Source organism: Methylocapsa polymorpha (assembly GCF_045689225.1).
Taxonomy (GTDB): Bacteria; Pseudomonadota; Alphaproteobacteria; order Rhizobiales; family Beijerinckiaceae; genus Methylocapsa; species Methylocapsa polymorpha.
The window spans coordinates 1,043,988-1,069,479 of sequence record NZ_CP136862.1 but is presented as its reverse complement, the minus strand read 5'-3'; the positions used below and the strand labels follow the sequence as shown (position 1 = coordinate 1,069,479).

Here is a 25,492-nt window from a genome sequence, read left to right as displayed (position 1 = left end):
TGCTTGCTCCACCGGACATGAGTTCCGGACCGCCGGCGCCGGACTAATGGAGCGCATTTCAGTTGATCTTAAGTCCCCAAATAATTGCGATCGCTTGACCTCGGAGCAGCCGTTCGTCAATGCAACAGCATCCACAAACGACTGTGCTCCTGGCCGGGCGCGGGCAAAACGAATCTGATCGTCCCGCCAGCGCTCTCATTATTCCGCCGGCTCGAGGCCGACGACGTCCTCATAGCCAGCGCAAAGCTCCTTGATCCGGCCGAGGATCTGCAGCGACACGCCGAACACCGCGAGCATGAACCAGCCGAAGAACACGAACATCCAGTGCAGCGGAGCGACGAAAAGCTCTTCCATGAACCAGAACGTGTGGCCCCACTCATTGAGCGCGACGTTCGGGAAGATCATGAACGGGCCGACGAACAGCAGCAGATAGGCGATCGAATAGCCATGCGAGCCGAAGGTCGGGAGCCGGGTCCGAGCATAAACGAAGCCGCCTACGCCCATGATGATGTACATCGGGTAGCTCATGTAGAACTCGATGATGTGGCTTGGCGTGAAGTCGGTGTCGCGAATGACCGTCTGGTGCCAGGTGCCGTCCTGCTCGGTGAAATAGCTGGCGCCCCAGTAGATCGCGATGCCGTAGACGAAAATCCAGTTCAAGAGGTAGAAGATGCGCCGCAACTCTTCGCGCGGGGCGACGGTTGCGAGATCATTCGGGCGCGTCTTCCAAAGGTAGCCGATGATCCCGAGGAAGGCGATCAGCTCGACTGGCTCCTCGATGTAGAGGATGGTCATCCAATATTTCTGGAATTCCGGAGAGAACGAGTCCAACCCGGCGTACCAGCCGAAGACTTGTTCGTAGATGCGCACGCCAATGTAGAAGAAGGTTATCGCGAGGCTGCCGATGACGAAGGGTTTTGGGTCCCATACCGGCGTAGCCGCGGAGAGCGCCGCAGCGTCTACGCGCGCAGGTGTTGTATCAGCTATCAAGCTCATTTCAAATGTCTCCCTTGGTCGATGACCGTTCGCCGACGTCGGGCATAACGCCAACATTGTATGCTCCTTCGGCGTAGGGGAAGACTACGTGAAGCAGTGAAACAAATGAAATCGTATGTTTTTATTTCTGGAATAGAAGATGTTTATGCGATCGCAGTCGCAGTGATGAAATCGTCGTCAAGAGGCGACGCATTCTTTGACTTGCTGCGCTTCCGGATGCCCAAGCTGGCGTCCGGCTCGCGCCGAGAAATGCTCGCGCCGGTATAGGCGCCGCGCAGCTTCTCGGCAGTTCGCCCCTAGTTCAAATGCGGCGCTGTGTTTGGAACAATCGCGCGATGCGACTCGCCGATGGCGCGGATGGATTTCGGCAGATCATTGAGACGCACCGGCAAGATCTCGCCGAGCCAAAGCGCATGCGCGCTGTGATCTTCGTATGGGCTATCCGTGTTCGGGTGCACCAGCACGGCGAGGCCCTGCCGGTTTAACATCAGCCAAGGCGCGAACGACGGAAACAGATCGGGCGTGAAGGCGACCTGATACATTGAGCGGCTATGCGGTCCGACGAACTCATCATGCCACGCGCCGAGCTGCACCAAGAATCGTTCGGCGATCCAGGACCTCAATAATTCAGCGTCGGCGCGCGTGCGGCCGACCTCATAATAGATATGCGCGTGGTAGCTATGGATTTCGGCGATGTCGATCGGCTTTCGATCGACGAGCGGAGTGTTCATTACGCAGCTCCCAGGTTGCGGGACCCAAGATCAAGAGCGCAGGCCGAAACGCGCCGCAAATTGCCGCGGCGGTCGGCAGGCGCGAGAATGGCCCGGGCAATTCAAGCTTTGGTGGAAAGGGCGGCGAAATCTGGACAAATAGATTCTTACGCTTCATTATGAGATCCGCCCAGCCCAAGGTTTAAGACCAGAATGCCTTCTGGATCGGAAGAGCGTGACCGCCTTCGACTCGATCGGATTCCGCTGTGGCGGCGGGCGGACAGCGATGGCGCTTTTGCGCCGCCCGCGCTCTTCCGGGCTTCGACCAAGGGACAGGAGCCACCGAAGAGGCGATGCTCTGCACTATTGATTCATTGATGTGTCTGATTGACGCCATGGACTTTGGGCCGATCGCCAAACGCGCTGGAGCAAGACGGCGCGTGCGGCTGGAGGACGCTTGGCCGATGATTGAATGTCGGATCAGAGAAGACATCTCGCAAGACGCCGCGACGAGCTCCCGCAAGCCGTGGCCAAGGGCCGATCGCCGAGCGGCGGAAAGGTAGCGGCATGTCGGCTCTGGTCGGACTATCCTGCGTCGGCGCCTTTCTGGGCGTCGCGCTCCTCGCCGTTTTGATCGGCCGATCGCGCGACGTCACTGTCGCCGTCTATAGCGCTTGCCTCCTAATTTCGCTGGTCGGGCTCGTCGCCGCGCTCGTCCACCTCCTCGGCGGCGCGCCGGCGTCGGACGTCACATTGCCGCTTGGCCTGCCATGGGTCGGCGCGCATTTCCGCGTCGACGCTCTCGCCGCATTCTTCCTGGCCGTCGTCAATCTCGGCGCGGCTGCGGCCAGCGTCTATGCGATCGGCTACGGACGCCATGAGCCCGAGCCCCAGCGCGTCTTGCCATTCATCCCGGCCTTCCTCGCCGGCATGAATCTCGTTGTATTGGCCGACGACGCCTTCAGCTTTCTGTTGGCCTGGGAGTTCATGTCCTTGTCCTCCTGGGCGCTCGTGATGGCGCATCACCGCGAGGAAGGCAATGCGCGCGCGGGTTACGTCTACATCGTGATGGCGAGCTTCGGCACGCTGGCGCTGCTCCTCGCCTTCGGCCTGCTCGCCGGCCCGGATGGCGGCTACGCCTTCGCGGCGATCCGCGCGCATGGCGAGACCCCGCTGCGCGCGGGCCTCGTCCTCGCCCTTGCTCTGGCGGGCGCGGGATCGAAAGCCGGGCTCGTTCCTCTGCATGTCTGGCTGCCGCTCGCCCATCCGGCGGCGCCGAGCCATGTTTCGGCGCTGATGAGCGGCGTCATGACCAAGGTCGCGGTCTATGGCTTCATTCGAATCGTCTTCGACCTCCTCGGCCCGGCGGCATGGTGGTGGGGCGTCCCGATTCTCAGTATTGGCGGCGGGACGGCGGTGCTTGGCGTGCTTTATGCGCTCATGCAGAGCGATCTCAAGCGCGTCCTTGCCTATAGCACGATCGAGAATATAGGCCTCATATTCGTCGGGCTGGGCCTGGCGCTCGCTTTCGAGGCGAATGGTTTTCGGACCGCGGGCGCGCTCGCTTTGACCGCGGCGCTGTTCCACGTCTTCAACCATGCGCTGTTCAAGAGCCTCCTGTTTTTTGGCGCCGGCGCTGTGCTCGTCGCGACGGGCGAGCGCCAGATGGACCGCCTCGGCGGCCTCATCCATCGCATGCCGGTCACGAGCCTCACGTTCCTGATCGGCTGCGCTGCGATTTCGGCGCTGCCTCCGCTGAATGGCTTCGCTTCCGAATGGCTCGCCCTTCAGGCGATCCTGCTCAGCCCGCAGCTTCCGCAATGGGGGTTGAAGCTCCTCGTGCCGGCGGTCGGGGCCTTGCTCGCCTTGTCCGCGGCGCTCGCCGCCGCATGTTTCGTTCGAGTCTTCGGGATTGTCTTTCTCGGCAGGCCTCGCTCCGCCGCGACGAAAAGCGCCGGCGAGGTAGACGATTGGTCGCTCGGCGCGATGGCGGCGCTCGCCGCCTTGTGCGTCATCGCCGGCGTGCTGCCGGGCCTCGTGATCGATGGCCTTGCGCCGGTCGCGCAGGCGGTCGTCGGCGCGCGGATGCCCGCGCAGGCGAGCCTGGAATGGCTTTCGATCGTGCCGATCGCGGAGAGCCGCAGCTCCTACAATGGCCTTCTCGTTTTCACCTTCATCGCGGCGTCGGCGTCGCTCGCGGCCTATGTCATTCACCGCTTCGCCTCGCATGAAGTGCGGCGCGCCCCGGCCTGGGACTGCGGCTTTCCTGACCCTAATCCTGCGACGCAATACACCGCAGACAGTTTCGCCCAGCCGATCCGCCGCGTCTTCGGCACATTCGTCTTCCGCGCTACCGAGCGCATCGACATGCCGGCGCCCGGCGACATGCGTCCGGCGCGGATCGACGTGACGCTGCATGATCTTGCCTGGGAGCTTGTCTATGAACCGATCGTGCGCGCGGTCTCCTTTGCGGCGGAGCGGCTTAACCGGCTCCAGTTCCTGACCATCCGGATTTATCTCAGCCTGGTCTTCTTCGCCCTCGTGTTCCTGCTGCTGGTGCTTGCGGTATGGCCGTGATCTTCGATTTCGCCATTCAAAACGCGCAGATGCTCCTGGTGCTTCTGCTCGCGCCGCTCCTCACCGGCTTCGTGCGGAAGGCGAAGGCCCGTCTCTTGCGCCGGCAGGGGCCGCCGTTGCTGCAACCCTACCGCGATCTCCTGCGACTCTCGCGCAAGGAGGCGGTCCTCGCGGAGCATTCGTCCTGGCTCTTTCGCGTCATTCCCTACCTGATCTTCGCCTCGACCTGGGTCGCGGCCTCGCTGGTTCCGACCTTCGCCGCGGGGCTTTTGTTCAACTGGTCCGCCGATCTCATCGCGATCATCGCCTTGCTCGGCAGCGCGCGCTTCTTTCTGGCGCTCGCCGGCATGGATGCGGGGACGAGCTTCGGCGGCATCGGCTCGAGCCGGGAAATGATGATCGCGACCCTCGCCGAGCCTGCGACGATCATGATCGTGTTCACCCTGGCGCTTCTCGCGGGCTCCACCCAGCTTTCGCATGTCGCCGGATTCATGATGTCTCCGACCGTCGGCCTCAGGGTCTCGCTCGGGCTCGCGCTGGTCGCCTTGGTGATGGTCGCGATCGCCGAGAACGCCCGCATCCCGATCGACAATCCGGCGACTCACCTTGAGCTCACCATGGTTCACGAGGCGATGTTGCTCGAATATTCCGGCCGCCATCTCGCCGTGATCGAGCTAGCCGCGTCGCTGAAGCTCCTTCTTTACATCTCGCTTATCGCCTGCGTGTTTGTTCCATGGGGGCAGGCGGCGCCCGGCGCCGGCGCCGGCGCGCAGTTTATCGGCGTTGCCGCCTATGTCGGCAAGCTGGCGGTCGGCGGCCTGCTGCTCGCTCTGTTCGAGACGGCGGTCGCCAAGATGCGCGTCTTCCGGGTTTCCGATTTCCTCGGCGCGGCCTTGATGCTTGGCCTGCTCGGAACGCTGCTCCTCTTTGTGTCGCGGAGTCTCTAGATGGGTCATATTGAGTTTGACGTCGCGCATTTTTTCGCAGGCGGGCTCGTGCTCGTGAGCTTCATGCTGCTTTATCAGGATCGTCTCTACGCGCTCCTCAACGTGTTCGCCCTGCAAGCCGTCGTCCTCGCGCTGTCGGTCTCATGGCAAGCCTACGTCCAGGGCGCGCCGCATCTCTATGTCACGGCCGCGATCGCGCTTTTCTTCAAGGCGCTCATCATTCCCATAGCGCTGCATCGCATCATCGCCCGCCTCGGCATTCATCGCGAGGTCGAGAATGTCGTCAGCGTCGGGCCGACCATGCTCGCCGGCATGGGGCTCGTCGCCCTCTCCATGGTGGTCATGCTCAGGGTCACCACCACGGCCTTCCCGCTGGCGCGCGAGGATCTGGCTTTCGCGCTCTCCGTCGTGCTGCTCGGCCTCCTGATGATGGTGACGCGCAACAACGCCGTTAGTCAGATCGTCGGCTTCATGTCCCTCGAGAACGGCCTGATCCTGGCGGCGACCGGCGCCAAAGGCATGCCGCTTGTCGTCGAGATCAGCGTCGCCTTTTCCGTGCTTATCGCGTTCATCGTGATCGGAACCCTCCTCTTCCGCATTCGCGAACGTTTCGACACCGTCGACGCCGAGGCGCTCGACCGCTTTCGCGGCGGCCAGCGATGAACCCGCTCTCCATCAACGGAGTCACCCTGGTCCTGGCGATTCCCGCCGCGGCCGGCGCGCTGCTCGGCCTGCTCCCCGGCTACCGCTTGTCGGCCCAGATCAATGTGCTCGCGTCGTTCGGGACTTTCGTGGCCGCGCTGTCGCTGTTCATCGCCAAGCCTGCGCCAGGACCCTACATTCTGGTCGACGATCTCAACATCGTCTTCATCGTCCTCAACACATTCGTCGGCTTCACCACCAGCGTCTTCAGCGCGAGCTACATCGGCCACGAGCTCGAGAGCGGCCGCCTCGCTCCCGCGCATCTGCGCTTTTATCACGCCATGTATCAGGCGCTGCTGTTCGCCATGAATCTCGCGCTGGTCGCAAACAACATCGGCCTCATGTGGGTGGCGATCGAGATGGCGACCCTGACCACGGTGCTTATGGTCGGCATCTATCGGACACGCGCGGCGATCGAGGCGGCCTGGAAATATTTCATCCTGGGCAGCGTCGGCATTGCGCTGGCGCTGTTTGGCACCATCCTGGTCTATATGGCCGCCCGTCCGGCCGTCGGCGAAGGCCTCGACGGCATGGTCTGGACCGTGCTGATCGCGCGCGTCTCGGCCTTCGACCCGGCGCTGCTCAATGTCGCTTTCGTTTTCCTTCTCCTCGGCTATGGCACGAAGGTCGGCCTGGTCCCGCTGCACGCATGGCTGCCCGATGCCCATGCCGAGGGTCCGACGCCGATCTCGGCCGTGCTCTCGGGCCTCTTGCTCAATGTCGCGCTCTACGCGGTGCTGCGCTTCAAGCTGCTGCTCGCCGCCAACCCTGGCGCGATCGCGCCGGGACCCCTGATGGCGGCTCTGGGGCTCGTCTCGCTCGTCTTCGCGGGCTTCATGCTGTACCGCCGCCGCGACATCAAGCGCATGTTCGCCTATTCGTCGATCGAGCACATGGGCATCATCGTTTTCGCCTTCGGCATGGGCGGGCCGCTCGCCAATTTCGCCGGCCTGCTTCACATGACCATGCACAGCCTAACGAAATCGGCGATTTTCTTCACCGTGGGCCATATCGCCCAGGTCAAGGGCACGCAGAAGATCGCCGACATCCGTGGCCTGACCGACAGCAATCCGGCGCTCGGCTGGAGCCTCGTTCTCGGCGTTTTGGCCATTGCCGGAATGCCGCCCTTCGGCATCTTCATGAGTGAATTTTTGGTCGTGACCTCCACCTTCGCGCGCGAGCCGCTGCTTGCGCTTGCGCTGGTCGTCGGTTTGCTGGTCGCCTTCGGAGCCTTGTTGTTGCGTCTCCAAGGCCTGGCCTTTGGCGCGCCGACGGCCGGAAACGCCCCCGCGCAAGCCTCATACTTGCCGATGTCCGGCCATCTCGCTCTCGTTCTGATGGCTGGGATCTATTTGCCGCCGCCGCTCGTCGCCTGGTTCCAGCATGTCGCCGGCCTGCTTGGATAGAGCATGTTCCGAAAAAGTTGATCGACTTTTTCGATCAGAACATGCTCCAACTTTCTGAATTTGAGCGATGCCTTTGATCAGACGATTCCCATCTGATCGGGAAGCGCTCTAGGAGAAGTAAGACATGCCGACGCTCGCCGCCGCGCTCGCCGATGGCCTGGCCATAGCAGACCATAGACCATGGCCGCGTCGCGTGGTGGACTTCGATCTCTGGCGCTCGCTCGCGGGGCAGCTCGCGGCAGGTCGTTGGACGCTGTTCGGACTATGGGGCGCTCAAGATGCGGTCCACATGGCTCTCCTTGACGAAGCGGCGAACGAGGTCGCTGTCGTCACCCATAAATGCCCGAGCGAGATATTCCCCTCGCTCGGGCGCTCGCATCCCCCAGCAATCCGCCTGGAGCGCACGATCCGCGATCTGTTCGGACTGGAGCCCATGGGGTCGGCCGATCCCCGGCTTTGGCTCGACCATGGCCACTGGGGCGTGCGCCATCCGCTTGGAACGAGGCCCGAACCGTCGCCGCCAGCGCCGCCATACGCGTTTCTGGAGTCGGATGGCGAAGGTCTGCACCAGATTCCGGTTGGGCCGGTGCATGCCGGCGTTATCGAGCCTGGCCATTTCCGCTTCACCGCCAATGGCGAGGCGGTCGTGCGGCTCGAAGAGCGGCTGGGCTATACGCATAAGGGCGTCGAGCGCTTGATGGCCGGCGCGACGATCGAGCGGGCCGCGCAATTCGCCGGGCGGGTTTCGGGCGACAGCACGGTCGCCTACGCCTTGGCTTTCGCCCGCGCCGTCGAGGCGGCGCTCGAAATCGAGGTTCCGCCGCGTGCGATTTGGCTGCGCGCGCTGATGGCCGAGCTCGAACGCCTCGCGAACCATTTCGGCGATATTGGCGCGATCTGCAACGATGTCGCCTTCGCGCTGATGCACGCCCATTGCGGCGTGCTGCGCGAGCGCGTCTTGCGCGGCGGCGGCCTGTTTCGGGCATCGCCTGATGATGGACGCCATCGCGCCCGGCGGCGTTGCCGCCGATCTCGCGCCGCAGGGGGCCGCGCGAATCCGGGATCTCGTCGGCGTCGCGCGCCAAGCTTTCCCGCCGCTGGTCGAACTTTACGACAACACCGCCTCGCTGCAAGACCGGACAGTCGGCGCCGGCGTCGCGCAGCCCGCGCTTGTGCGGCAATATGGTTGTGGCGGCTATATCGGCCGCGCTTCCGGGCGGAGCTTTGATGCGAGGCGGAACCTCGCCTATCCGCCCTATGACGCGCTTCGTTTCGAAGTTCCGACCTTGGAAGAAGGCGACGTCAACGCGAGGGTGTGGATTCGCATCCGCGAAGTCGAGCAGAGTCTTTCGCTTGTCGAGCAGATCCTCGATTCCATGCCCCCTGATGGTCCCGTGCGCGCGCCCGTTGCGCCTGGCAGGCGCGGCGAGGGCGTGGCTGTCGTCGAAGGGTTTCGCGGCGACATTCTCGCCTATGTGCGCCTCGACGCCGATGCGCGCATCGAGCGCTGCCATTTGCGCGATCCGTCCTGGTTCCAATGGCCGGTGCTCGAAGCCGCGATCGAGGGCAATATCGTCGCCGATTTTCCGCTCTGCAACAAGTCGTTCAATTGCTCTTATTCGGGGGTCGATCTTTAGATTAGGGAAATGCCTTTAAAATCCGGCTTCGAACTGCTGGCGCGCTCCTTGCTCATCTCGATCTCACGTTTCGCTTACGAAATTCGATCTGAGTCCGAACCTAAAAGCAGGGCCGAGATGACCAAGATTACATTTATTGAATTCGATGGAACGCCGCATCCGGTCGAAGCTGAAAATGGCGCAATCCTCATGCGGGTCGGGCAGCAAAACGAGATCCCCACCATTCGCGGGGAATGCGGCGGGACGTGTAGCTGTGGCTCATGCCATGTCTATGTTGACGAGGCTTGGCTTGGACGGCTCAAGCCGCCGCATGAGCTGGAGCAGATGATGATCGACAGCTTGGCCATGACGAAACAGGACAATAGCCGTCTCACCTGCATGATTCTCGTGAGCGCCGAAATCGATGGACTGGTTCTTCGGTTGCCAAATCCGAATTTATGATCAAATAAGAATCACAAATCGGCCGATTAGCTTAAGGCGCGTATTTCTCTCTTCCCTCAGAATTCGAGGGGGACGCCGTACCGGTCCAATTCCGCGAGGCAAGCGTGGCGGCCGGCGAATGTCACCGTCCTCATGCCGAGAGCAGCCGCTGCGGCGGTGTTTTCGGCGCGGTCGTCGATGAAAATGCAATCTTCCGCAGGGCGCCCTTCCATTTCGAGCACTTTGAGGAACGAGTCGGCGTCGGGTTTTACGAGACCTAATTCATGCGACAGATAGGCCGCATGGAGATGGTCGAAGACTTGGTAGTTCGCCCTGATATGCTCCACATGCGCGGCGTTGGTGTTGGAGAACAAGACGACGCGATGGCGCCTGGCGAGCGCGCGAATCACCGGCTCCATGCCGGGCTCTTCGCTGAAATGGCTGCTCCATAGCTCAAGGAAATGTGCATATGTTTCCTCGAAGCCATGATCGGCCGCGAGTCGCGCGTGCAGCGCTTCGATGCTCAGCCGACCGCAGCCGATGTCCTCGTCGCTCAGCCAAGCCGCCAAATGCGGCCGCGCCGCCGCCGGGTCGGCGCAGCACGCGGCCAACCGGTCGTAAAGAAGCTCATTGTCGTGGCGGATGAGCACATTGCCGAGATCGAAGATCAAGGTGGGGGATGGCGCGGTCACGTCATGAACCTTTCGATCGAGAGAGCGTCGCGGCGTCCATTGCTTGATCTCATGGCCGGCTTCCCTTGGGCAGCGCGCCATGTCAATGATGGCGGCGACCACGCGGATGCTCGCGGCGTCGTTATGCCGGGCGGCTGCATTTTTAAAGCAACGCCGCCGCAGTCCAAAGATACTTGGATGATATGTCGGAAGATTGAAGTCATGGCGGACCAGCAATTTCGAAAGGGCTGCTTTCATTCCGGTCAAGCCGCGAAAACGTGATCCTAGGGCTCTCGCCATGCGGAAGATTCTATTCAAAAGCATCATCAAAGGGCCGCTCACGGAGCCCGCGCCGGGGGTGGAAGACGCCGAGCTGGCCGCCTTCGCGGCCGAAGTCGATCACAAGGCGCGCGCCAGGCTCGGACGCAGCCTATCGATCCGCGAGATCGACGCTGGTTCGTGCAATGGTTGCGAGCTCGAGATCAACGCTCTTGCCAACGCTTTCTATGACCTTGAGCGGTTCGGACTCCGCTTCGTGGCATCGCCCCGCCACGCCGACGTCCTCCTGGTCACGGGGCCGGTGACGAAGAACATGAGCGAGGCGCTGCTGCGGACCTATCAAGCGACGCCGGCGCCGAAATGGGTCGTCGCCGCCGGCGACTGCGCATTGGACGGGGGGCTGTTCGCCGGAAGCTACGCCTGCCTCGGCGGCGTCTCGACGGTCATCCCAGTCGACCTCCATATCCCCGGTTGCCCGCCGACTCCGGTCGCGCTGCTCAAGGGACTTATCGCGCTGATGACATAGCCGCGAACGTTCGCGGCTGTAGCTTGAAAGGGACCGGCGCCATTGGCTCTGCGGAATCGCGGGGGCGGGTCGCCGGGGCGGACCGCAAAGTGATGATGCCCCTTGTTTTGATCTCGATATCGACATATGTTATCAAGTGTCGTGTTTTTGCCGACGACTTGGCCTCGCATTTTTGCGTCTGCTGACGACCTCCTCCGTAAAACGACGATGCACACCGGCGTCCATATTTTGACGCCAGCTTTTTTACGACTCTAAGGATAGCCTATATGACTACGGGAACTGTGAAGTGGTTTAATCCGGACAAAGGATACGGCTTCATACAGCCAGACGACGGCGGCAAGGACGTGTTCGTCCACATTAGTGCGGTCGAGCAATCAGGCTTACGTCATCTGCAGGAAGGTCAGAAGATCAATTACGAAGTGATTGCCGACAAGCGGACCGGCAAGTCTTCCGCGGGCAACCTTCGCGCAGCCTGAAGCGCGACTTCCCTCGCATCTGAGCCCTGGCCGCAATGCCGGGGCTTTTTTTTATCGCAACCTCTGCTCTAGCCTGTTCCGCGTCGCGCACGGCTCATGGCGCCTAAGGCTTTACTATAGCTGGGCCGAAAGCTTGCGGCAGAAGCTCTGCAATCGTGAAGCTGGCTCGAACGCCGTTTGGGCCGGCTATATGGATCTCCGCGTCTTCTTGGGCGAATTCGCGGATTCGTTGGCGGCAGGCGCCGCAAGGCGTGACCAAAGCCTCGCCGTCGCCGATAATGAGTATTTCGGCGATGCGCGTTTCCCCTGCGGCGACCATCGCAGCGATGGCGCCTGCCTCCGCGCATGTCCCGACCGGGTACGAGGCATTTTCGACATTGGCCCCCGAAAAAATCGCGCCTGAGGGCGTTCGGATCGCCGCTCCCACCGCGAAGCCCGAATAAGGCGCGTAAGCATTGGCCCGCGCGGCGGCGGCGGCGGTAAAAAGCGTCTCGATCGGGTCCATCGGCCGTCTTCCGCGCCGGTTCGGGAAAAGTGAAATAGCATTGCCGCCGGGGCCAAATCCTTAAACCGCCGGGTTTTGGTCGAAGCCAAACCAGCGCGCATAGGGACGCCTTGGAGACGCTCTATTTGGACGAAGCCGCGCCGCCCGCCTTGGCCAGAGCGCGGCCGGCATGCCTTGCAAGAGCCTCGTCCTCGTCCTGAGTTGAAGCGTCTTCGAGAGCCGGGGCGGCGCTGCCGTTCGCCGTGCGAATAATCGCTGCTCCGATCTCATGGATTTTCTGACGCAAAATCATATTTTCTTCGCGCTCGGGCGAAACCGACGCGGCATGTCGCCACCCGTCCGCCTGGCGCAAGTCGGCCAATTCCAGCGTGAGACTATCGCAATTTGCGCGCACGTCGGCGAGCGCCTGATGCGCGGCGGCTTCCGCGGCGCGCAAACGATCGATTTTTTCAATATGCCTGCGCTCGACGGCGCGCGTCGTTTCGACTTGCTGCTTGCTGCGTCGCTGCAAGTCCATTTCACGTTTTTCGGCGGCTTTGAGCGCCTCTTCCCGGTCTGCGAGCTTGGCGGCAGTGACCTTGAGAGTGGCGAGATCAGCGTCATGCTCGAGCCGCATCGACACGAGTTCTTGCTCGTAACGAAGGATCTCCGCGGACTTTGCCGCGAGGTTTTTTTTCTGCTCCGCAATCTCATTCTCGAGCGCCGTCGCCCTCGCGCGCTGGGTTTCGGAGAGGGCTCGCACCGCAGCCAGGTCGGCCCGAGCGTCGAGCAGCTCCGCGTCTCTGCGTTGGAAGAGACCGCTCGCGCTATAGAGGGCCGTCTCGGTCGTGGCGAATGCGGCCGTGGTCTCCGCCAAAGCGCGTTGAAGCGCGGCGAGTTCGGCCTCTTGTTCAGCATTTCGCCGATCGAGCGCGGCCAAATCCGCTTGCTGTTCCGCGATAATCGTCGCACGACGTCCAAACTCGCCCAGGTCGTTTGCGCGGGCTAGGTTGAGACCTTCGAACTTTTGTTCGAGCCGACGGCGCTCGACCGCGAATTCGGCTCTGAGCAGATCGCGTTCGGCGAGGATTTCCCGGGCCGACAGCGGGATCTGCATTTCGATCCGACGTCGCGACAGTCGGATCGCGCGGCTCCAAAACGCGGGCGCGATCGCAAGGGCGATCAGCCCTGCGATCAAAAACCCGAGCGCGAATACCATCGCCTGTTCGATCACTTAGCCACGCTCAACCTCTAAACGTGAGCCCGATCCGCAAAGGCTGAAACCGGCGTCGCGGATCAAGATCATGCGAAAACAAGGACCTTGGAGCGCTTCCCGAAAGCGTGGGGCCACGCGATCGAAAAGAAATCGCCCAAATTCAAAGAGCCGGAGCATGTCTTTGAAAAAGCATTTTCGACTTCGACATGCTTCAACTTGCCGATCTGGCGCATTTCCTTTTGGATCAATCAATCCATCCCGTCGGGACATGCGCTGGAGGCGGGGAATTATGACATTCCTGGCCGATAGAATCAAAATAAACAGTTTAATGGCGAAATTATTTCCAAGTGAAATTACGCCTGCGAGGCCGTTGCCGCTTCTATTCGGACGAAATGCGGTCGGCTCGGGAAGCCCCCAGCGGGGCTCAAAGCAGGTCCGAATGACGCGCGTTTAAAGCCCGATGAGCGGCAATGGCCAAGTCTCGCGATAGAAGCCATGGAAGGCGTCGCCAGTCTTGCCGCAATCCCGCGCTTCGGCGCCCGCGGACAAGTCGGCGAGTTGGCGCAGCTCCTCCGGGTGCGCAATGGTTCATGTCCGCTCCGGTAAGCTGCGTTTCTAAGCCGAGGCGAAATCAGGGTCGCGTTCCGCCGACGGACCATCCAACGATGTCGCGGCGATCAGCTCTTCGGCGAGAGCACGCCGTCGACCACGTGAATGAGGCCGTTTTTCTGGCTGACGTCGGGAATCGTCACGATCGATCTGTCGCCTTTGGCGCCGATGACGATGAGCTTGCGGCCATCCTGCTCGATCGTGAGCTCCTCGCCTTCAACCGTTTTGAACAGCGCCTTGCCGTCGCCCTTCTTGATCGCGGCGACAAAATCGGCTGTGGAATATTTGCCGGGGATGACGTGATAGGTGAGAAGCGCAGCCAAGGCTTCTTTGTTCTCCGGCTTCAGAAGCGCATCCATCGCGCCCTTCGGCAGTTTCTCGAAAGCCTTGTTCACCGGAGCGAAAACCGTGAAAGGGCCGGCGCCTTGCAATGTCTCGGCGAGATCGGCGGCCATGACCGCCGCAACCAGCACCGTGTGATCCTTCGAATTGGTCAGGTTTTCGATGATATTTTTTGAAGGGCGCATAGGCGCGCCGCCGACCTCCACCGTCAGTTCCGCGAAGGCGGGGGCGAGCGCCGCGCCGCCAAGCGCGGTCAAGCTCGCGGCGGCGGCAAGCGCTGCAATGCGAATCGGATTCATAGGCGTTTCTCCAGTTGAGCGCTGACTCCTGAATCGAGCCCGATCCGTAAAATAGGCCCGTAGGCTGCCGTCGCATGGCGAGCCCCTGCCAGCATGGCGAGGCCGACGCCGAGCGCAATGAGCGCCCCGAGAAGGATAAGGCGCAGAACCTGCGCCACCGAATTGCCTGTCGCCCGCCGGCGCATGGGCTCGTCTTGGAAAAGGGCAAATCTTGAGTTCGGCGCAAAACTCATCGGGCGCTCCATTCGCTAGCTGTTCAGAAGGAGGCTCGCAAGGCGAACCAGAGAGCCCGCCTCCAGGGGAGGGCGAAGGACTAGCGCCGAACCGTTTCCGAAATGTTAACCATGATGGCCGCGCTTCAGGTCCTCGCCGCGGCCTTGGCGTATTACTTGGCGAATGCTCGGTCGCTCTGCTTCCGGCCTTCGGTCCAGACAGGTTCGCAAGCATTTGGTATGGTAAATGCTGTTTTACGTTGAGCCGACCGCGAAATGAAGTTCAGGCATTCCGAGGAGCGCAAGCAATTGCAAGAGGAGCGGTGCTTCGATGAAATGACCTTGGCCGACGGCGGGATTCGTCCGGTCTATGGGAAGATCGCCCGCTGGCTCGCGGCGACGCCGGCCGAGCTTTTGGCCTCTCGTCGCTCTCACGCCGAGCTCCTGTTTCGCCGCATCGGCATTACTTTTTCGGTCTATGGCGAGAAAGACGCCGGTGAGCGGCTGATTCCCTTCGACATCATTCCCCGCGTGATGCTGCGTTCAGAATGGGCCCTGCTGGAGGCCGGCCTCATCCAAAGGGTGAAGGCGCTTAATCTTTTCCTGGCTGACGTCTATTCCCGCCAGGAGATCATCAAGGCGGAGCGGATCCCGGCCGATCTCGTCTTGCGCAATCCCCAATTCCGCAGGGAAATGCTCGGCGTGCGGGCGCCTCACGACATTTTCGTCCATATCGCGGGAATCGACGTCGTGCGCACCGGCGAGGACGATTTTTACGTGCTGGAAGACAATGTCCGCACGCCGTCCGGTGTCTCCTACATGCTGGAGAATCGCGAGGTCATGATGCGCCTCGCGCCGGATCTTTTCGCAGAGCATCGCGTCGCCCCGGTCGAGAATTATCCGGACGCGCTGCTCGCCTCCCTGCGCTCGGTCTCGCCGCCAGCCGCCAGCGGCGAGCCGACGATTGCGGTTTTGACGCCCGGGCGGTTCAATTCGGCCTATTACGAACATTCTTTCCTCGCGGACAAGCTCGGCGTCGAACTCGTCGAAGGCCGCGATCTTTTCGTCGAGGACGACATCGTCTACATGCGCACGACGCAGGGCGCCAAGCGGGTCGACGTGATCTATCGCCGGATCGACGACGACTTTCTCGACCCGGCCGTGTTCAGGGCCGATTCGGTGATCGGCGCGCGCGGGCTGATGCGCGCCTATCAGGCCGGCAACGTCACGCTCGCCAATGCCGTCGGCACCGGAATCGCCGACGACAAGGCGATCTACACTTACATGCCGGACATCATCGATTTCTATCTCGGCGAAAAGGCGATCTTGAAGAATGTGCCGACCTGGCGCTGCCGCGAGCCCGAAGCCTTGCGCTATGTGCTCGACAATCTCGCCGATCTTGTCGTCAAGGAAGTCAGCGGTTCGGGCGGCTATGGGATGCTCGTCGGGCCGCATGCGACAAAGGCCGAACGCGAAGTCTTCGCGGCCAAGCTCGCCCGCGATCCCGATCATTTCATCGCCCAGCCGACGCTCGGCCTCTCGACCTGCCCGACGTTTTTCGACGCTGGCATTGCGCCGCGCCATGTCGATTTGCGGCCCTTTGTCCTCACTGGCGCGGATGGCGTGCGCGTTGTTCCGGGCGGTTTGACGAGGGTCGCCCTGATCGAAAAATCGCTTGTCGTCAACTCCAGCCAGGGCGGAGGCACAAAGGATACTTGGATCGTGGAAGATCGAATTTTCGACGATGTCGCCCCTTTGCAAAGCCAGGCCCAGACCGCATGATCTGGAGCAGCCCCCCAGTCTTTTCGCTTTTGGCCGTCACAGGGACTGCGATCCAGATTCTTGTTTTGCTGCTCCGTTCCGGCAGGCGCGCGCCGTATCGCTGCGTTATGCTTGAGAAATCTTGCGCCTCGACGCGAATCGGGAGATCGCTTCATCTTAATGTTTGAACCGCGCTTTCTTTCGGCAGTCTGTCGCTCCCTCTCCTGAAACTGCAATAAAAAGAGGCAATGCTTTCCCGTACCGCTGACAATTTATTCTGGCTTGCGCGCTACGTGGAGCGGGCCGATTTTCTTGCGCGCATCGTCGAGGCGACGCAGCGCCTCGCCGCATTGCCGATGAGCTATTCCGGGACCGGCACGGAATGGGAGAGCGCTCTCGAATCTTCCGGCGCCGCGGATGGTTTTCGCGCCACGCGCCGCGTGATCGAAGAGGCGAGCGTCGTCGAATATCTCACTTTCGCGCAGGATAATCCGTCGTCGATCCGCAATTGCATCGAATTCGCCCGGGCCGACGCTCGGGCTGTGCGGACGGCGCTGACGGGCGAAGTCTGGGAGGCGATCAACGGGGCCTGGATCGAGCTCAAGCGATTCGAAAAGAGCAACATCGGACGCGGCCGCTATGACCGAGAGGATTTATCGCGCTTCCTCGAATTCGTGAAAAAGACCTCCCTCGATTATGACGGCTCCGTCTATCGCACCATGCTGCGCAATGACGCCTATTGGTTCTCGCGCCTCGGCCTCTTTGTCGAACGCGCCGACAACACCGCCCGCATCCTTGACGTGAAATATCATGTCCTTCTGCCCGAGCACGAGACGGTCGGCGGATCGCTCGATTATTTCCAGTGGACCGCGATCCTTCGGGCCGTCTCGGCGCTCACGGCCTATCATTGGGTCTATCGCGAAAGCGTGAAGCCCTGGCTTATCGCCGATCTCCTGATCCTCAAGGCCGAAATGCCGCGCTCGCTGATCGCCTGCTATGGCAATATCGTCCGCTTCCTCGACGCGATCGCCAAGGCCTATGGCCGCTCGGGACCGGCGCAGGCGCAGGCGCATCAAGTCATGAGCCGGCTCGAAGAGGCCACGACGAAAGAGATCTTCAACATCGGGCTGCATGAGTTCATCACTGAATTCGTCGAGGCCAATGACCGTTTGGGGCTGACGATCAACGAGCAATATCTTTTGTGATCGGCGCTTCTGCGCTGATGTTGGAAGCCCCAGTCTCAATTGAAGTTTCGGCGCCGGGCCGCCGCCGCTTCAGTTAGCCGCCACACGGCCTGGGGACTGATTAACGAGCGAAGGCCTGTCTTATTGCGCCTCGCGCCGCTTGCGCAGGCCGGGGGAAGCGCCTATATTGCGCGCATTCATCCTTCTCATAACGTTTGTCTCGCTGAGATGATCGCATTATGGAGAGTGGGCCCCGCAGGACCCGCTCTTTTTTATTGCCGTCGAAGCGCGGCGCCCGAGCATCTTTAGCAAGTCCGGAGCAGACCGGCGAAATACCGACAGAGGTGGGATCGACTGGGTTTGGATCACGACAACAGGGTCTCAGATATAGAGTTGCAAAATTTGCTCGACGAACCCCGTTTCGTAGAAGAGACCGGCGTGGCCCTTCGGATCGCGCAGATCGCGCGGCCGGTTCTCGCCGATCTCGGCTACCGGCTGGTTCGGGTCAAGCTTTCGGCGCAGGCGGGGACGACGGTGCAGATCATGGCGGAGCGGCCGGACGGGTCGATGAATGTCAATGATTGCGAGATCGTGAGCGCGGCTCTATCGCCCGTCCTCGATGTCGAGGACCCTGTGAAGCAAGCCTATCGGCTCGAGATTTCGTCGCCCGGCATCGACCGGCCCCTGGTGCGGGCCTCGGATTTCCGGCGCGCCTTGGCGCAGGAGGCGCGCGTCGAGTTGACCACGGCCATTGACGGACGCAAGCGCTTCCGCGGCTATATTGGCGAAATCGAAGGCGAGGGCCAGGCTGCGGTCGTTAATTTCGAGCGCAATGACGCCAAGCCCGATGAGGCTGTCGAAGTCAAGCTTGCGCTTCGCGACATCGCCGAAGCAAAGCTTATGTTGACCGAGGCGCTGATCCGGCAATCGCTGCGGGCGGCCAAGGCGACGCTCGCCGGGGAAAGTGAAACGGAAGACGAGGCGGATGATCTCGCCGCGAAATCCGACGGGCCTCAGCCGCGACCGCTGCGAGGACCCGGCCGCTTCGCAGCGTCCAAAGAGTCCAAGTCCAAGCCGCTTTTGCCGGCCGGGGTGAAGTCGCAATTCAAGCAATCCAAAGTTACGAACGCCAGATCGGGCAAGGCGCAGACGACTGCGCCCCGCGGTCCTCAGCGCCCGTCAGCGAAATAGGGGAGACAAAATGGCAGTCAGCGCCAATCGGCTCGAACTCCTGCAGATTGCCGACGCCGTCGCGCGGGAGAAATCGATCGACCGACAGATCGTCCTCTCATCGATGGAGGACGCCATTCAGAAGGCGGCCCGCTCCCGCTACGGCCAGGAGACGGAAGTTCGCGCCGAGATCAATCCGAAGACCGGCGAGATCCGGTTTTCGCGTCTGCTTCTCGTCGTCGACCAGATCGACAATGACGCCACCCAGATCACGGTGGCCGAGGCGCGCAAGAAAAATCCGGCGGCTCAGGTCGGCGACTGGATCGCCGAAACCTTGCCGCCCTTTGATTTCGGCCGGATCGCTGCGCAATCGGCGAAACAGGTGATCGTCCAGAAGGTCCGCGAAGCCGAGCGCGACCGGCAGTACCAGGAATATAAGGACAGGATCGGCGACATCGTCAACGGCGTCGTGAAGCGCGTCGAATATGGCAATGTCATCATCGATCTCGGGCGCGGAGAGGCGACGATCCGACGCGATGAAATGATCCCGCGCGAGGTTTTCCGGCCGGGCGATCGCGTCCGCGCCTATGTTTATGACGTGCGCCGGGAGCAAAGGGGACCGCAGATTTTCCTGTCGCGCACGCATCCGCAATTCATGGCCAAGCTGTTTCGCCAGGAAGTGCCGGAAATCTATGATGGCGTCATCGAGGTGAAGTCGGTCGCCCGCGATCCGGGATCGCGCGCCAAGATCGCGGTGGTGTCGCGCGATACGTCGATCGATCCGGTCGGCGCCTGCGTCGGCATGCGCGGGTCGCGCGTGCAGGCGGTCGTCAATGAATTGCAAGGCGAGAAGATCGACATCATCCCCTGGTCGCCGGACGCCGCGACCTTTATCGTCAACGCCTTGCAGCCGGCCGAGGTCGTCAAGGTCGTGCTCGACGAGGATTCCGCCCGCATTGAAGTCGTCGTGCCCGATGACCAATTATCGCTGGCGATCGGCCGGCGCGGCCAAAATGTCCGGCTCGCTTCGCAGCTCACCGGCTGGGACATCGACATCCTGACCGAGGCCGAGGAATCGGAGCGCCGCCAAAAGGAATTCGTCGAACGCACGAATACGTTCATGAACGCGCTCGACGTCGACGAGGTCGTCGGCCAATTGCTCGCTTCCGAAGGATTCCGTTCGGTTGAGGAGCTGGCTTTCGTGGAAGTGGCGGAGCTGGCGACGATCGAAGGTTTCGACGAGGACACCGCGGCGGAAATTCAGACTCGCGCGCATGACTATCTCGCCAAGATTGAGGCGGAGCAGGATGCGCGGCGGCGCGAGCTCGGCGTTTCCGACGAACTCAAGGACGTGTCGGGCGTGACGACCGCGATGCTCGTCAAATTTGGCGAGAACGACGTCAAGACCGTCGAGGATCTCGCGGGCTGCGTCACCGACGATCTCATTGGCTGGAGCGAGCGCAAGGATGGCGAGACGACCAAGCACGCTGGCTTTTTGGATGGATTTGAGATCTCGCGCGAGGAGGCGGAGGCCCTCATCATGACCGCGCGGGTCAAGGCGGGCTGGATCGAAGCCGAGCCGGAGCCGGCCGAGGCAGAGCCAGCCGCGCAAGAGATCGACGAATAGGAGCATTTATGTTGGCTAAGGCCGAACGCGCCGATGCGGAAGCCGGGCCGGAGCGAACCTGCATCGTCACGCGGGCGAAGGGTTCGCCCGAGGACATGATTCGCTTCGTCGTCGGGCCCGGGGCCATCGTGGTCCCCGACATAAGGCGCAAATTGCCGGGGCGCGGCGTTTGGGTGACGGGGCGGGCCGATCGGGTCGCCGAAGCGGTTAAGCGGCAGGCCTTTGCGCGCGGGTTCAAGACGAAGGTCGTCGCGTCAGAGGCTCTGGCGGATGAGATCGAGGCGCTTTTGACTCAGGATTGCTTGCAGGCTCTGTCGATCGCCAACAAGGCCGGCCTCGTCGTCGCCGGTTTCGGCAAGGTCGAAGAGACGATCGCCGCTGGAGCCGTCGCCGGCCTGATCGATGCGTCGGAATGCGGCGCGGACGGTGCCCGCAAGCTCGGCCAGAGCTTGCGACGGCGTTTCGGGTCCGAGTCCGCGAGGCCGCGCGTCGAACTGTTTTGTTCCGGCCAATTGGATTTGGCATTGGGGCGTACAAATGTGATACATGCAGCGTTGATTGCAGGCTCGGCGAGCGACGCTTTCCTTGCACGGTGCCGCAGGTTGAGGCTTTACCGATCGGGATCGCCGCAGACGCGGGCGCCTAATCTGCCGTCCGGTCCGGAAGCGGACCGGAATTGAAGTTTGGAGCTTTTTCGTGTTTCCATGGAAACACGAAAAAGCTCCAGGATTTTGAATAAAAGCGTTTCGAATGGCGACCGGCGGAAGCTTCGCCCGAAAATGCTTTGGGGCCGGCTTTCCAGATCCGGCGCAACCGAATTCGAATGGGCGCGAGCCCCGGGGAATGCAAAACTGATGAGTGAGACCAAGAACCCCGCTGATCATACGCTGAGCGTCGCGCCGACCAAAACGCTGTCCTTGAAGCGACCGGTCGAAGCGGGGATCGTGCGCCAGAGCTTTTCGCATGGGCGCACGAAAGCGGTTGTCGTCGAGAAGGTGAAGCGCCGCGCCGTCACGGTTGGCGAGGCGCATCCGCCGCGCGAAACGGGCCGCGCCCGAGACTCCTGCGCCGCCGCCCGCGCCCATCGCCGCGCCGCCGCGTCCGCAGGCCAAGGCCCGCGCCCGCAAACCTCCGCCGCGCGCCCTCTGGCGTCATCTTGCGCTCCTTGACGGAGGAAGAGCGGGGCCCGGTCGCGGGCCCTTTCCGGCGCGCATGAGCGCGAGGTCGAGGAGCGCAAGCGCGCCGAGATCGAAGCGAAAGCGCGCGAGGAGCGGGAGGCGCGCGAGCGTGAGGAACGCGCTGCGGCTGAGGCGCGCAAGCGCGCGGGAGGAGGCCCGCCGCACGCAAGAGGCGGAGTCAAAGCGTCGATCGGAGCAGGAGGCCAAGCGTCGCTTGGCGGGCGGCGAGCCCGGCCCCGCGCCGGTTTCGACCGTCGCGCGCAAAGCGCCGTCATTCGCTGCCGCGCCAGGCGCCGCCGCCGCTGTCGGCGCAACCGCGGCGGCGCGGCCAGCGACTGTGGAGGAGGAGGAAGCTAAACGCATTCTTCGCCGTCCCGGCATGCCGACAAAAGTCATCGTTCCGCGTCCGGTCAAGGGCGCAGAGCAAAAGAGCCGCGGCCGCCTGACGGTCGCCAATGTGACCGGGGAAGAGGAGGAGCGGACCCGCTCCGTCGCCGCCTTCCGCCGTCGCGTTCAACGCCTCAAGGGCCATGTCAACGAAACCAAGGAAAAGCTCGCGCGCGAGGTGATTCTGCCGGAGACGATCACGATCCAGGAACTCGCCAACCGAATGTCCGAGCGCGGCGTCGACGTCATCAAGCTCTTGATGAAGCAAGGCCAGATGGCGAAAATCACTGATGTGATCGACGCCGACACGGCGCAGCTCATCGCCGAGGAGCTCGGCCACACGGTGAAGCGCGTCGCCGAATCGGATGTCGAGGAAGGCCTCTTCGATGCGCCGGACGCCGAGGAAAGTCTTTTGCCGCGGCCGCCGGTGGTGACGATCATGGGCCATGTCGATCACGGCAAGACCTCGCTGCTCGACGCCATCCGCCACGCCAATGTCGTCTCGGGGGAGGCGGGTGGGATCACCCAGCACATCGGCGCCTATCAGATCGTCGCGCCGAACGGCGCCCCGGTCACGTTCATCGACACGCCCGGCCATGCCGCCTTCACCGCCATGCGCGCAAGAGGCGCCAAGGTGACGGATATTGTCGTGCTGGTGGTCGCCGCCGATGACGGCGTCATGCCGCAAACGGCGGAAGCGATCGCGCATGCGCGCGCCGCCGGCGTTCCGATCATCGTGGCGATCAACAAGATCGACAAGCCCGACGCCAAGCCCGAGCGCGTGCGCAGCGAATTGCTGCAACATGAAGTCCAGGTCGAGACTCTCGGCGGCGAGACGCTCGAGGTCGAGGTTTCGGCGACGAAGAAAATCAATCTCGACAAATTGCTCGATCTGATCGCTTTGCAGGCGGAGTTGCTCGACCTTAAGGCCAATCCGGCGCGTCCGGCCGAGGGCACCGTCATCGAGGCGCGTCTCGACAAGGGCCGCGGTCCGGTGGCCACCGTGCTCGTCCAGCGCGGCACGTTGAAGGTCGGCGACGTCATCGTCGGCGGCTCGCAATGGGGCAGGGTGCGCGCCCTCCTCGACGACAAGGGCGAGGCCGCGCAAGAGGCCGGCCCCTCGACGCCGGTCGAGGTTCTGGGCTTTTCCGGTTCGCCGGAGGCTGGCGACCGGGTCGCCGTCGTGGAGAGCGAAGCGAGAGCGCGCGAGATTACCGAATATCGCGAGCGGCAGAAGCGCGAGAAGGCCGCCGCCCGCGGCACTCTGGCGCGCGGTTCGCTCGCCGATATGATGAGCCAGCTGAAGACCGCCGGCCGCAAGGAATTCCCGCTCGTCATCAAGGGCGACGTTCAGGGTTCGGTCGAAGCGATCATCGCGACACTCGAAAAGCTCAATACCGACGAAGTTGCGGCGCGGGTCATTCACGCCGGCGTCGGCGGCATTACGGAATCCGACATCACCTTGGCGGAAGCGTCGCATGCCGCGGTCATAGGCTTCAATGTGCGCGCCCACAAGGAAGCGCGGGCCTTGGCCGAGCAGGCGGGAATTGAAATCCGCTATTACAACATCATCTATAATCTCGTGGATGACGTGAAAGCGGCCATGTCCGGCTTGCTCGCGCCGACGCTGCGCGAAGAAATGCTCGGCAACGCCGAGATCCTGGAAGTCTTCAATATTTCGAAGGTGGGCAAGGTCGCAGGCTGCAGGGTCACGGATGGAACGGTGCAGCGCGGCGCGCATGTGCGGCTCATCCGCGACAATGTCGTGGTGCACGAAGGCAAGCTCTCGACCCTCAAGCGCTTCAAGGACGAGGTCAAGGAGGTCGTCGCCGGCCAGGAGTGCGGCATGGCTTTCGAGAACTATCAGGACATGCGTCAAGGCGACGTCATCGAATGCTACAATGTGCATGAGATCAAGCGCTCGCTGTGACGCGGGCGGTTTGAGCGCGGGGGTCGCCATTGAGAAAGTCTTTGAAGCTGCCGCCCAACAGGGCGGCAGTTGCCTCGTCGGAGCCAGAGCAGAACAATTAATAGGGGAATGGCCTTATCCGGATTGGAATAGGATGGGCCAATTCGTATTTAATGTTGTGTCGCTCAAACGGTCTGTTGCAAGGCTAAGGGAACCGAACAACGAAGCGCAAGACAAAGCGCCGATATTGCAAGGTCAAGCCGATGATCAGGCCGGTCAATTGAAAGTTCGTCTCACGTTTGCTCTTGTATCCCTTCGCGATTGGATCGAAATGCACGCGGAAAGATCATGATCCGCGCCCTGAGTGGCTGATCGCTTTTCAGAGTGACGAATAGCCCGAAGATCAGCGCTGAAAAGCGCCGGAGTTTTCATGTCCAGAGTCCATCACCACGGCGGCGAGCCTTCGCAGAGAATGCTGCGCGTCGGCGAACTTGTCCGCCACACAATGTCCGAGCTTCTAACCCGCGCGGCGGTCAACGACGCCGTCCTCGAAGGTCAGGTCGTGACAGTTCCCGACGTTCGCATGAGCCCCGATTTGAAGCTCGCGACGATCTATGTCATGCCCCTCGGCGGCAAGAACGTCAGCGACATTCTCGCGGCGCTTGAGCGGAACAAGAAAGTCCTGCGCGGCGAGATCGCGCGGCGCGTCAATCTCAAATTCGCGCCCGAGATCAGGTTCAAGGCCGATCCAAGCTTCGACTATGGCGCGAAGATCGACGCCCTCCTCGATTCGCCCAAGGTCAAGCAGGACCTCATCAAATCGGATGAAACCGAATGAGCGCGCCCAAATCCTCGCGCAAGGACGTCAACGGCTGGGTCGTGCTCGACAAGCCAGTCGGCATGACCTCGACTCATGCGGTCTCCAGGCTGAAGCGCATCTTCAACGCCAAGAAGGCTGGGCATGCGGGGACGCTCGACCCGCTCGCTTCGGGGATCTTGCCGGTCGCCTTCGGCGAAGCGACGAAAACCGTGCCCTTTGTCCAGGACGGCGAAAAGGCTTATCGATTCACGGTGCGTTGGGGCGTCGAAACCGACACCGATGACGCCGACGGCGCCGTCACGGCGCGCTCAGACGCGAGGCCGAGCGAGTCCGACATTTGCGCCCTGCTGCCGCGCTTCATCGGGACGATCGAGCAAAAGCCGCCGGCCTATTCGGCGATCAAGGTCAATGGCGAGCGCGCCTATGATCTCGCGCGCGACGGAGAGACGCCCGATCTCGCCTGCCGTCCGGTGACGATCCATATGCTCGAACTCATCGCGGCGGACCCCGACGAAGCGGTCTTCGAAGCGCGCTGCGGCAAAGGCACTTATGTGCGCGCGATCGCGCGCGATCTCGGCCGGGCGCTTGGCTGCCTCGGCCATGTCTCGGCCTTGCGCCGGACCCGCGTCGGGCCGTTCAGCGAGGCGGATGCGATTCCATTGGCGGATCTGACGGACGCTCTTGTTGAAACCGCGCCTAGCGCCATGCGCCGCGTCGAGGCGGGCCTCATGGAGATGCCGCGAGTCATCGTCGATCGCGACGCCGCCGCAAAGCTGAGGCGCGGTCAGTCCGTGCTGTTGCGCGGGAGCGACGCCCCAAGCGCAGGCTCAGCCTATGCGGCCTGCGGCGGCGTGGTCATCGCCGTGGGCGCTGTCGAGAAAGGCGAGCTTGTCCCCGGCCGCGTCTTCAACCTGCCCTTTTAGGCGTTTCTTTCGCGCCGGCTATTT

At 62.3% G+C, this 25,492-nt stretch carries 22 protein-coding genes and 2 pseudogenes; 17 read left to right on the top strand and 7 right to left on the bottom strand.

All coding sequences use genetic code 11. From position 1 onward, the window contains the following. Positions 1-198 precede the first annotated feature (198 nt). Positions 199-996 carry a bacterial ammonia monooxygenase, subunit AmoC gene (gene amoC, locus RZS28_RS05020; RefSeq protein WP_407340239.1) on the bottom strand — a complete coding sequence of 266 codons (798 nt, stop codon included), beginning with the start codon at positions 994-996 and terminating at the stop codon, positions 199-201. A gap of 296 nt (positions 997-1,292) precedes the next feature. Continuing rightward, positions 1,293-1,727: a DOPA 4,5-dioxygenase family protein gene (locus tag RZS28_RS05015; RefSeq protein WP_407340238.1), complete on the bottom strand. Its 435-nt coding sequence runs from the start codon at positions 1,725-1,727 to the stop codon at positions 1,293-1,295. 546 nt (positions 1,728-2,273) lie between these two features. Here RZS28_RS05015 and hyfB point away from each other — a divergent pair. From hyfB to RZS28_RS04985, 6 genes and pseudogenes are all read left to right on the top strand, one after another. Further along, on the top strand, positions 2,274-4,283 hold the full coding sequence (gene hyfB / locus RZS28_RS05010) for a hydrogenase 4 subunit B (RefSeq protein WP_407340237.1): 2,010 nt from the start codon (positions 2,274-2,276) through the stop codon (positions 4,281-4,283). After that, positions 4,274-5,230, top strand: coding sequence for a respiratory chain complex I subunit 1 family protein (locus RZS28_RS05005; protein WP_407340236.1), 957 nt, complete (start codon positions 4,274-4,276; stop codon positions 5,228-5,230). The genes hyfB and RZS28_RS05005 overlap by 10 nt, the downstream gene beginning before the upstream one ends. Further along, positions 5,231-5,893 (top strand): hydrogenase-4 component E, encoded by a 663-nt coding sequence (locus RZS28_RS05000; protein ID WP_407340235.1) that lies wholly within the window; start codon positions 5,231-5,233, stop codon positions 5,891-5,893. Next, complete coding sequence (locus tag RZS28_RS04995) at positions 5,890-7,338, top strand: hydrogenase 4 subunit F (protein ID WP_407340234.1); 1,449 nt, start codon at positions 5,890-5,892, stop codon at positions 7,336-7,338. The genes RZS28_RS05000 and RZS28_RS04995 overlap by 4 nt, the downstream gene beginning before the upstream one ends. 124 nt (positions 7,339-7,462) lie before the next feature. Then, a pseudogene (locus RZS28_RS04990) lies at positions 7,463-8,975 on the top strand (nickel-dependent hydrogenase large subunit). Positions 8,976-9,092: 117 nt separating this feature from the next. Further along, positions 9,093-9,416, top strand: coding sequence for a 2Fe-2S iron-sulfur cluster-binding protein (locus RZS28_RS04985; protein WP_407340233.1), 324 nt, complete (start codon positions 9,093-9,095; stop codon positions 9,414-9,416). 56 nt (positions 9,417-9,472) lie between these two features. On the opposite strand, the gene RZS28_RS04980 is transcribed toward RZS28_RS04985, so the two are convergent. After that, entirely contained in the window at positions 9,473-10,189 is a 717-nt protein-coding gene (locus RZS28_RS04980; protein WP_407340232.1) for an HAD family hydrolase, read from the bottom strand. A 175-nt stretch (positions 10,190-10,364) separates the two neighbouring features. On the opposite strand from RZS28_RS04980, the gene RZS28_RS04975 reads away from it, so the two are divergent. Beyond that, a complete protein-coding gene (locus RZS28_RS04975) occupies positions 10,365-10,871 on the top strand; it encodes an NADH-quinone oxidoreductase subunit B family protein (protein WP_407340231.1) in 507 nt (168 codons plus the stop codon). 266 nt (positions 10,872-11,137) lie between these two features. Next, positions 11,138-11,347 carry a cold-shock protein gene (locus RZS28_RS04970; protein ID WP_012590813.1) on the top strand — a complete coding sequence of 70 codons (210 nt, stop codon included), beginning with the start codon at positions 11,138-11,140 and terminating at the stop codon, positions 11,345-11,347. 103 nt (positions 11,348-11,450) lie between these two features. Here RZS28_RS04970 and cdd read toward each other — a convergent pair whose 3' ends face one another. From cdd to RZS28_RS04950, 4 genes are all read right to left on the bottom strand, one after another. After that, on the bottom strand, positions 11,451-11,852 hold the full coding sequence (gene cdd, locus RZS28_RS04965; protein WP_407340230.1) for a cytidine deaminase: 402 nt from the start codon (positions 11,850-11,852) through the stop codon (positions 11,451-11,453). Positions 11,853-11,973: 121 nt separating this feature from the next. Beyond that, positions 11,974-13,065, bottom strand: a complete 1,092-nt coding sequence (locus tag RZS28_RS04960) for a hypothetical protein (RefSeq protein ID WP_407340229.1) — start codon at positions 13,063-13,065, stop codon at positions 11,974-11,976. A gap of 659 nt (positions 13,066-13,724) precedes the next feature. Further along, positions 13,725-14,297 (bottom strand): fasciclin domain-containing protein, encoded by a 573-nt coding sequence (locus tag RZS28_RS04955; RefSeq protein WP_407340228.1) that lies wholly within the window; start codon positions 14,295-14,297, stop codon positions 13,725-13,727. Further along, positions 14,294-14,530, bottom strand: coding sequence for a hypothetical protein (locus tag RZS28_RS04950; protein WP_407340227.1), 237 nt, complete (start codon positions 14,528-14,530; stop codon positions 14,294-14,296). The genes RZS28_RS04955 and RZS28_RS04950 overlap by 4 nt, the downstream gene beginning before the upstream one ends. A gap of 255 nt (positions 14,531-14,785) precedes the next feature. Here RZS28_RS04950 and RZS28_RS04945 point away from each other — a divergent pair, with 255 nt between their 5' ends. The 9 genes and pseudogenes from RZS28_RS04945 (at position 14,786) to truB (ending at position 25,468) form a co-directional block, all read left to right on the top strand. Next, a complete protein-coding gene (locus RZS28_RS04945) occupies positions 14,786-16,291 on the top strand; it encodes a circularly permuted type 2 ATP-grasp protein (protein WP_407340226.1) in 1,506 nt (501 codons plus the stop codon). A gap of 227 nt (positions 16,292-16,518) precedes the next feature. After that, positions 16,519-17,475, top strand: a complete 957-nt coding sequence (locus RZS28_RS04940) for an alpha-E domain-containing protein (RefSeq protein ID WP_407340225.1) — start codon at positions 16,519-16,521, stop codon at positions 17,473-17,475. Positions 17,476-17,856: 381 nt separating this feature from the next. Beyond that, positions 17,857-18,645, top strand: a complete 789-nt coding sequence (gene rimP, locus RZS28_RS04935) for a ribosome maturation factor RimP (RefSeq protein WP_407340224.1) — start codon at positions 17,857-17,859, stop codon at positions 18,643-18,645. Positions 18,646-18,655: 10 nt separating this feature from the next. After that, positions 18,656-20,251, top strand: a complete 1,596-nt coding sequence (nusA, locus tag RZS28_RS04930; protein WP_407340223.1) for a transcription termination factor NusA — start codon at positions 18,656-18,658, stop codon at positions 20,249-20,251. A gap of 8 nt (positions 20,252-20,259) precedes the next feature. Beyond that, positions 20,260-20,931, top strand: coding sequence for an RNA-binding protein (locus tag RZS28_RS04925; protein WP_407340222.1), 672 nt, complete (start codon positions 20,260-20,262; stop codon positions 20,929-20,931). A gap of 174 nt (positions 20,932-21,105) precedes the next feature. Then, positions 21,106-23,746, top strand: a pseudogene (gene infB, locus RZS28_RS04920) (translation initiation factor IF-2). Between the two features lie 10 nt (positions 23,747-23,756). After that, positions 23,757-24,077, top strand: a complete 321-nt coding sequence (locus tag RZS28_RS04915; RefSeq protein WP_407340221.1) for a hypothetical protein — start codon at positions 23,757-23,759, stop codon at positions 24,075-24,077. A 78-nt stretch (positions 24,078-24,155) separates the two neighbouring features. Beyond that, positions 24,156-24,563, top strand: coding sequence for a 30S ribosome-binding factor RbfA (gene rbfA, locus RZS28_RS04910; protein WP_407340220.1), 408 nt, complete (start codon positions 24,156-24,158; stop codon positions 24,561-24,563). Beyond that, positions 24,560-25,468: a tRNA pseudouridine(55) synthase TruB gene (gene truB, locus RZS28_RS04905; RefSeq protein WP_407340219.1), complete on the top strand. Its 909-nt coding sequence runs from the start codon at positions 24,560-24,562 to the stop codon at positions 25,466-25,468. Before rbfA ends, truB begins: the two co-directional genes overlap by 4 nt. Positions 25,469-25,492: the final 24 nt, after the last annotated feature.

Coding starts and splice junctions, on each gene's coding strand:
- RZS28_RS04975 (WP_407340231.1), top strand. CDS start 10,365: ATGCGGAAGATTCTATTCAAAAGCATCATCAAAGGGCCGCTCACGGAG.
- hyfB (WP_407340237.1), top strand. CDS start 2,274: ATGTCGGCTCTGGTCGGACTATCCTGCGTCGGCGCCTTTCTGGGCGTC.
- RZS28_RS05000 (WP_407340235.1), top strand. CDS start 5,231: ATGGGTCATATTGAGTTTGACGTCGCGCATTTTTTCGCAGGCGGGCTC.
- RZS28_RS05005 (WP_407340236.1), top strand. CDS start 4,274: ATGGCCGTGATCTTCGATTTCGCCATTCAAAACGCGCAGATGCTCCTG.
- truB (WP_407340219.1), top strand. CDS start 24,560: ATGAGCGCGCCCAAATCCTCGCGCAAGGACGTCAACGGCTGGGTCGTG.
- RZS28_RS04955 (WP_407340228.1), bottom strand. CDS start 14,297: ATGAATCCGATTCGCATTGCAGCGCTTGCCGCCGCCGCGAGCTTGACC.
- cdd (WP_407340230.1), bottom strand. CDS start 11,852: ATGGACCCGATCGAGACGCTTTTTACCGCCGCCGCCGCCGCGCGGGCC.
- RZS28_RS04925 (WP_407340222.1), top strand. CDS start 20,260: ATGTTGGCTAAGGCCGAACGCGCCGATGCGGAAGCCGGGCCGGAGCGA.
- RZS28_RS04950 (WP_407340227.1), bottom strand. CDS start 14,530: ATGAGTTTTGCGCCGAACTCAAGATTTGCCCTTTTCCAAGACGAGCCC.
- RZS28_RS05015 (WP_407340238.1), bottom strand. CDS start 1,727: ATGAACACTCCGCTCGTCGATCGAAAGCCGATCGACATCGCCGAAATC.
- RZS28_RS04945 (WP_407340226.1), top strand. CDS start 14,786: ATGAAGTTCAGGCATTCCGAGGAGCGCAAGCAATTGCAAGAGGAGCGG.
- RZS28_RS04940 (WP_407340225.1), top strand. CDS start 16,519: ATGCTTTCCCGTACCGCTGACAATTTATTCTGGCTTGCGCGCTACGTG.
- rbfA (WP_407340220.1), top strand. CDS start 24,156: ATGTCCAGAGTCCATCACCACGGCGGCGAGCCTTCGCAGAGAATGCTG.
- nusA (WP_407340223.1), top strand. CDS start 18,656: ATGGCAGTCAGCGCCAATCGGCTCGAACTCCTGCAGATTGCCGACGCC.
- amoC (WP_407340239.1), bottom strand. CDS start 996: ATGAGCTTGATAGCTGATACAACACCTGCGCGCGTAGACGCTGCGGCG.
- RZS28_RS04970 (WP_012590813.1), top strand. CDS start 11,138: ATGACTACGGGAACTGTGAAGTGGTTTAATCCGGACAAAGGATACGGC.
- RZS28_RS04995 (WP_407340234.1), top strand. CDS start 5,890: ATGAACCCGCTCTCCATCAACGGAGTCACCCTGGTCCTGGCGATTCCC.
- RZS28_RS04985 (WP_407340233.1), top strand. CDS start 9,093: ATGACCAAGATTACATTTATTGAATTCGATGGAACGCCGCATCCGGTC.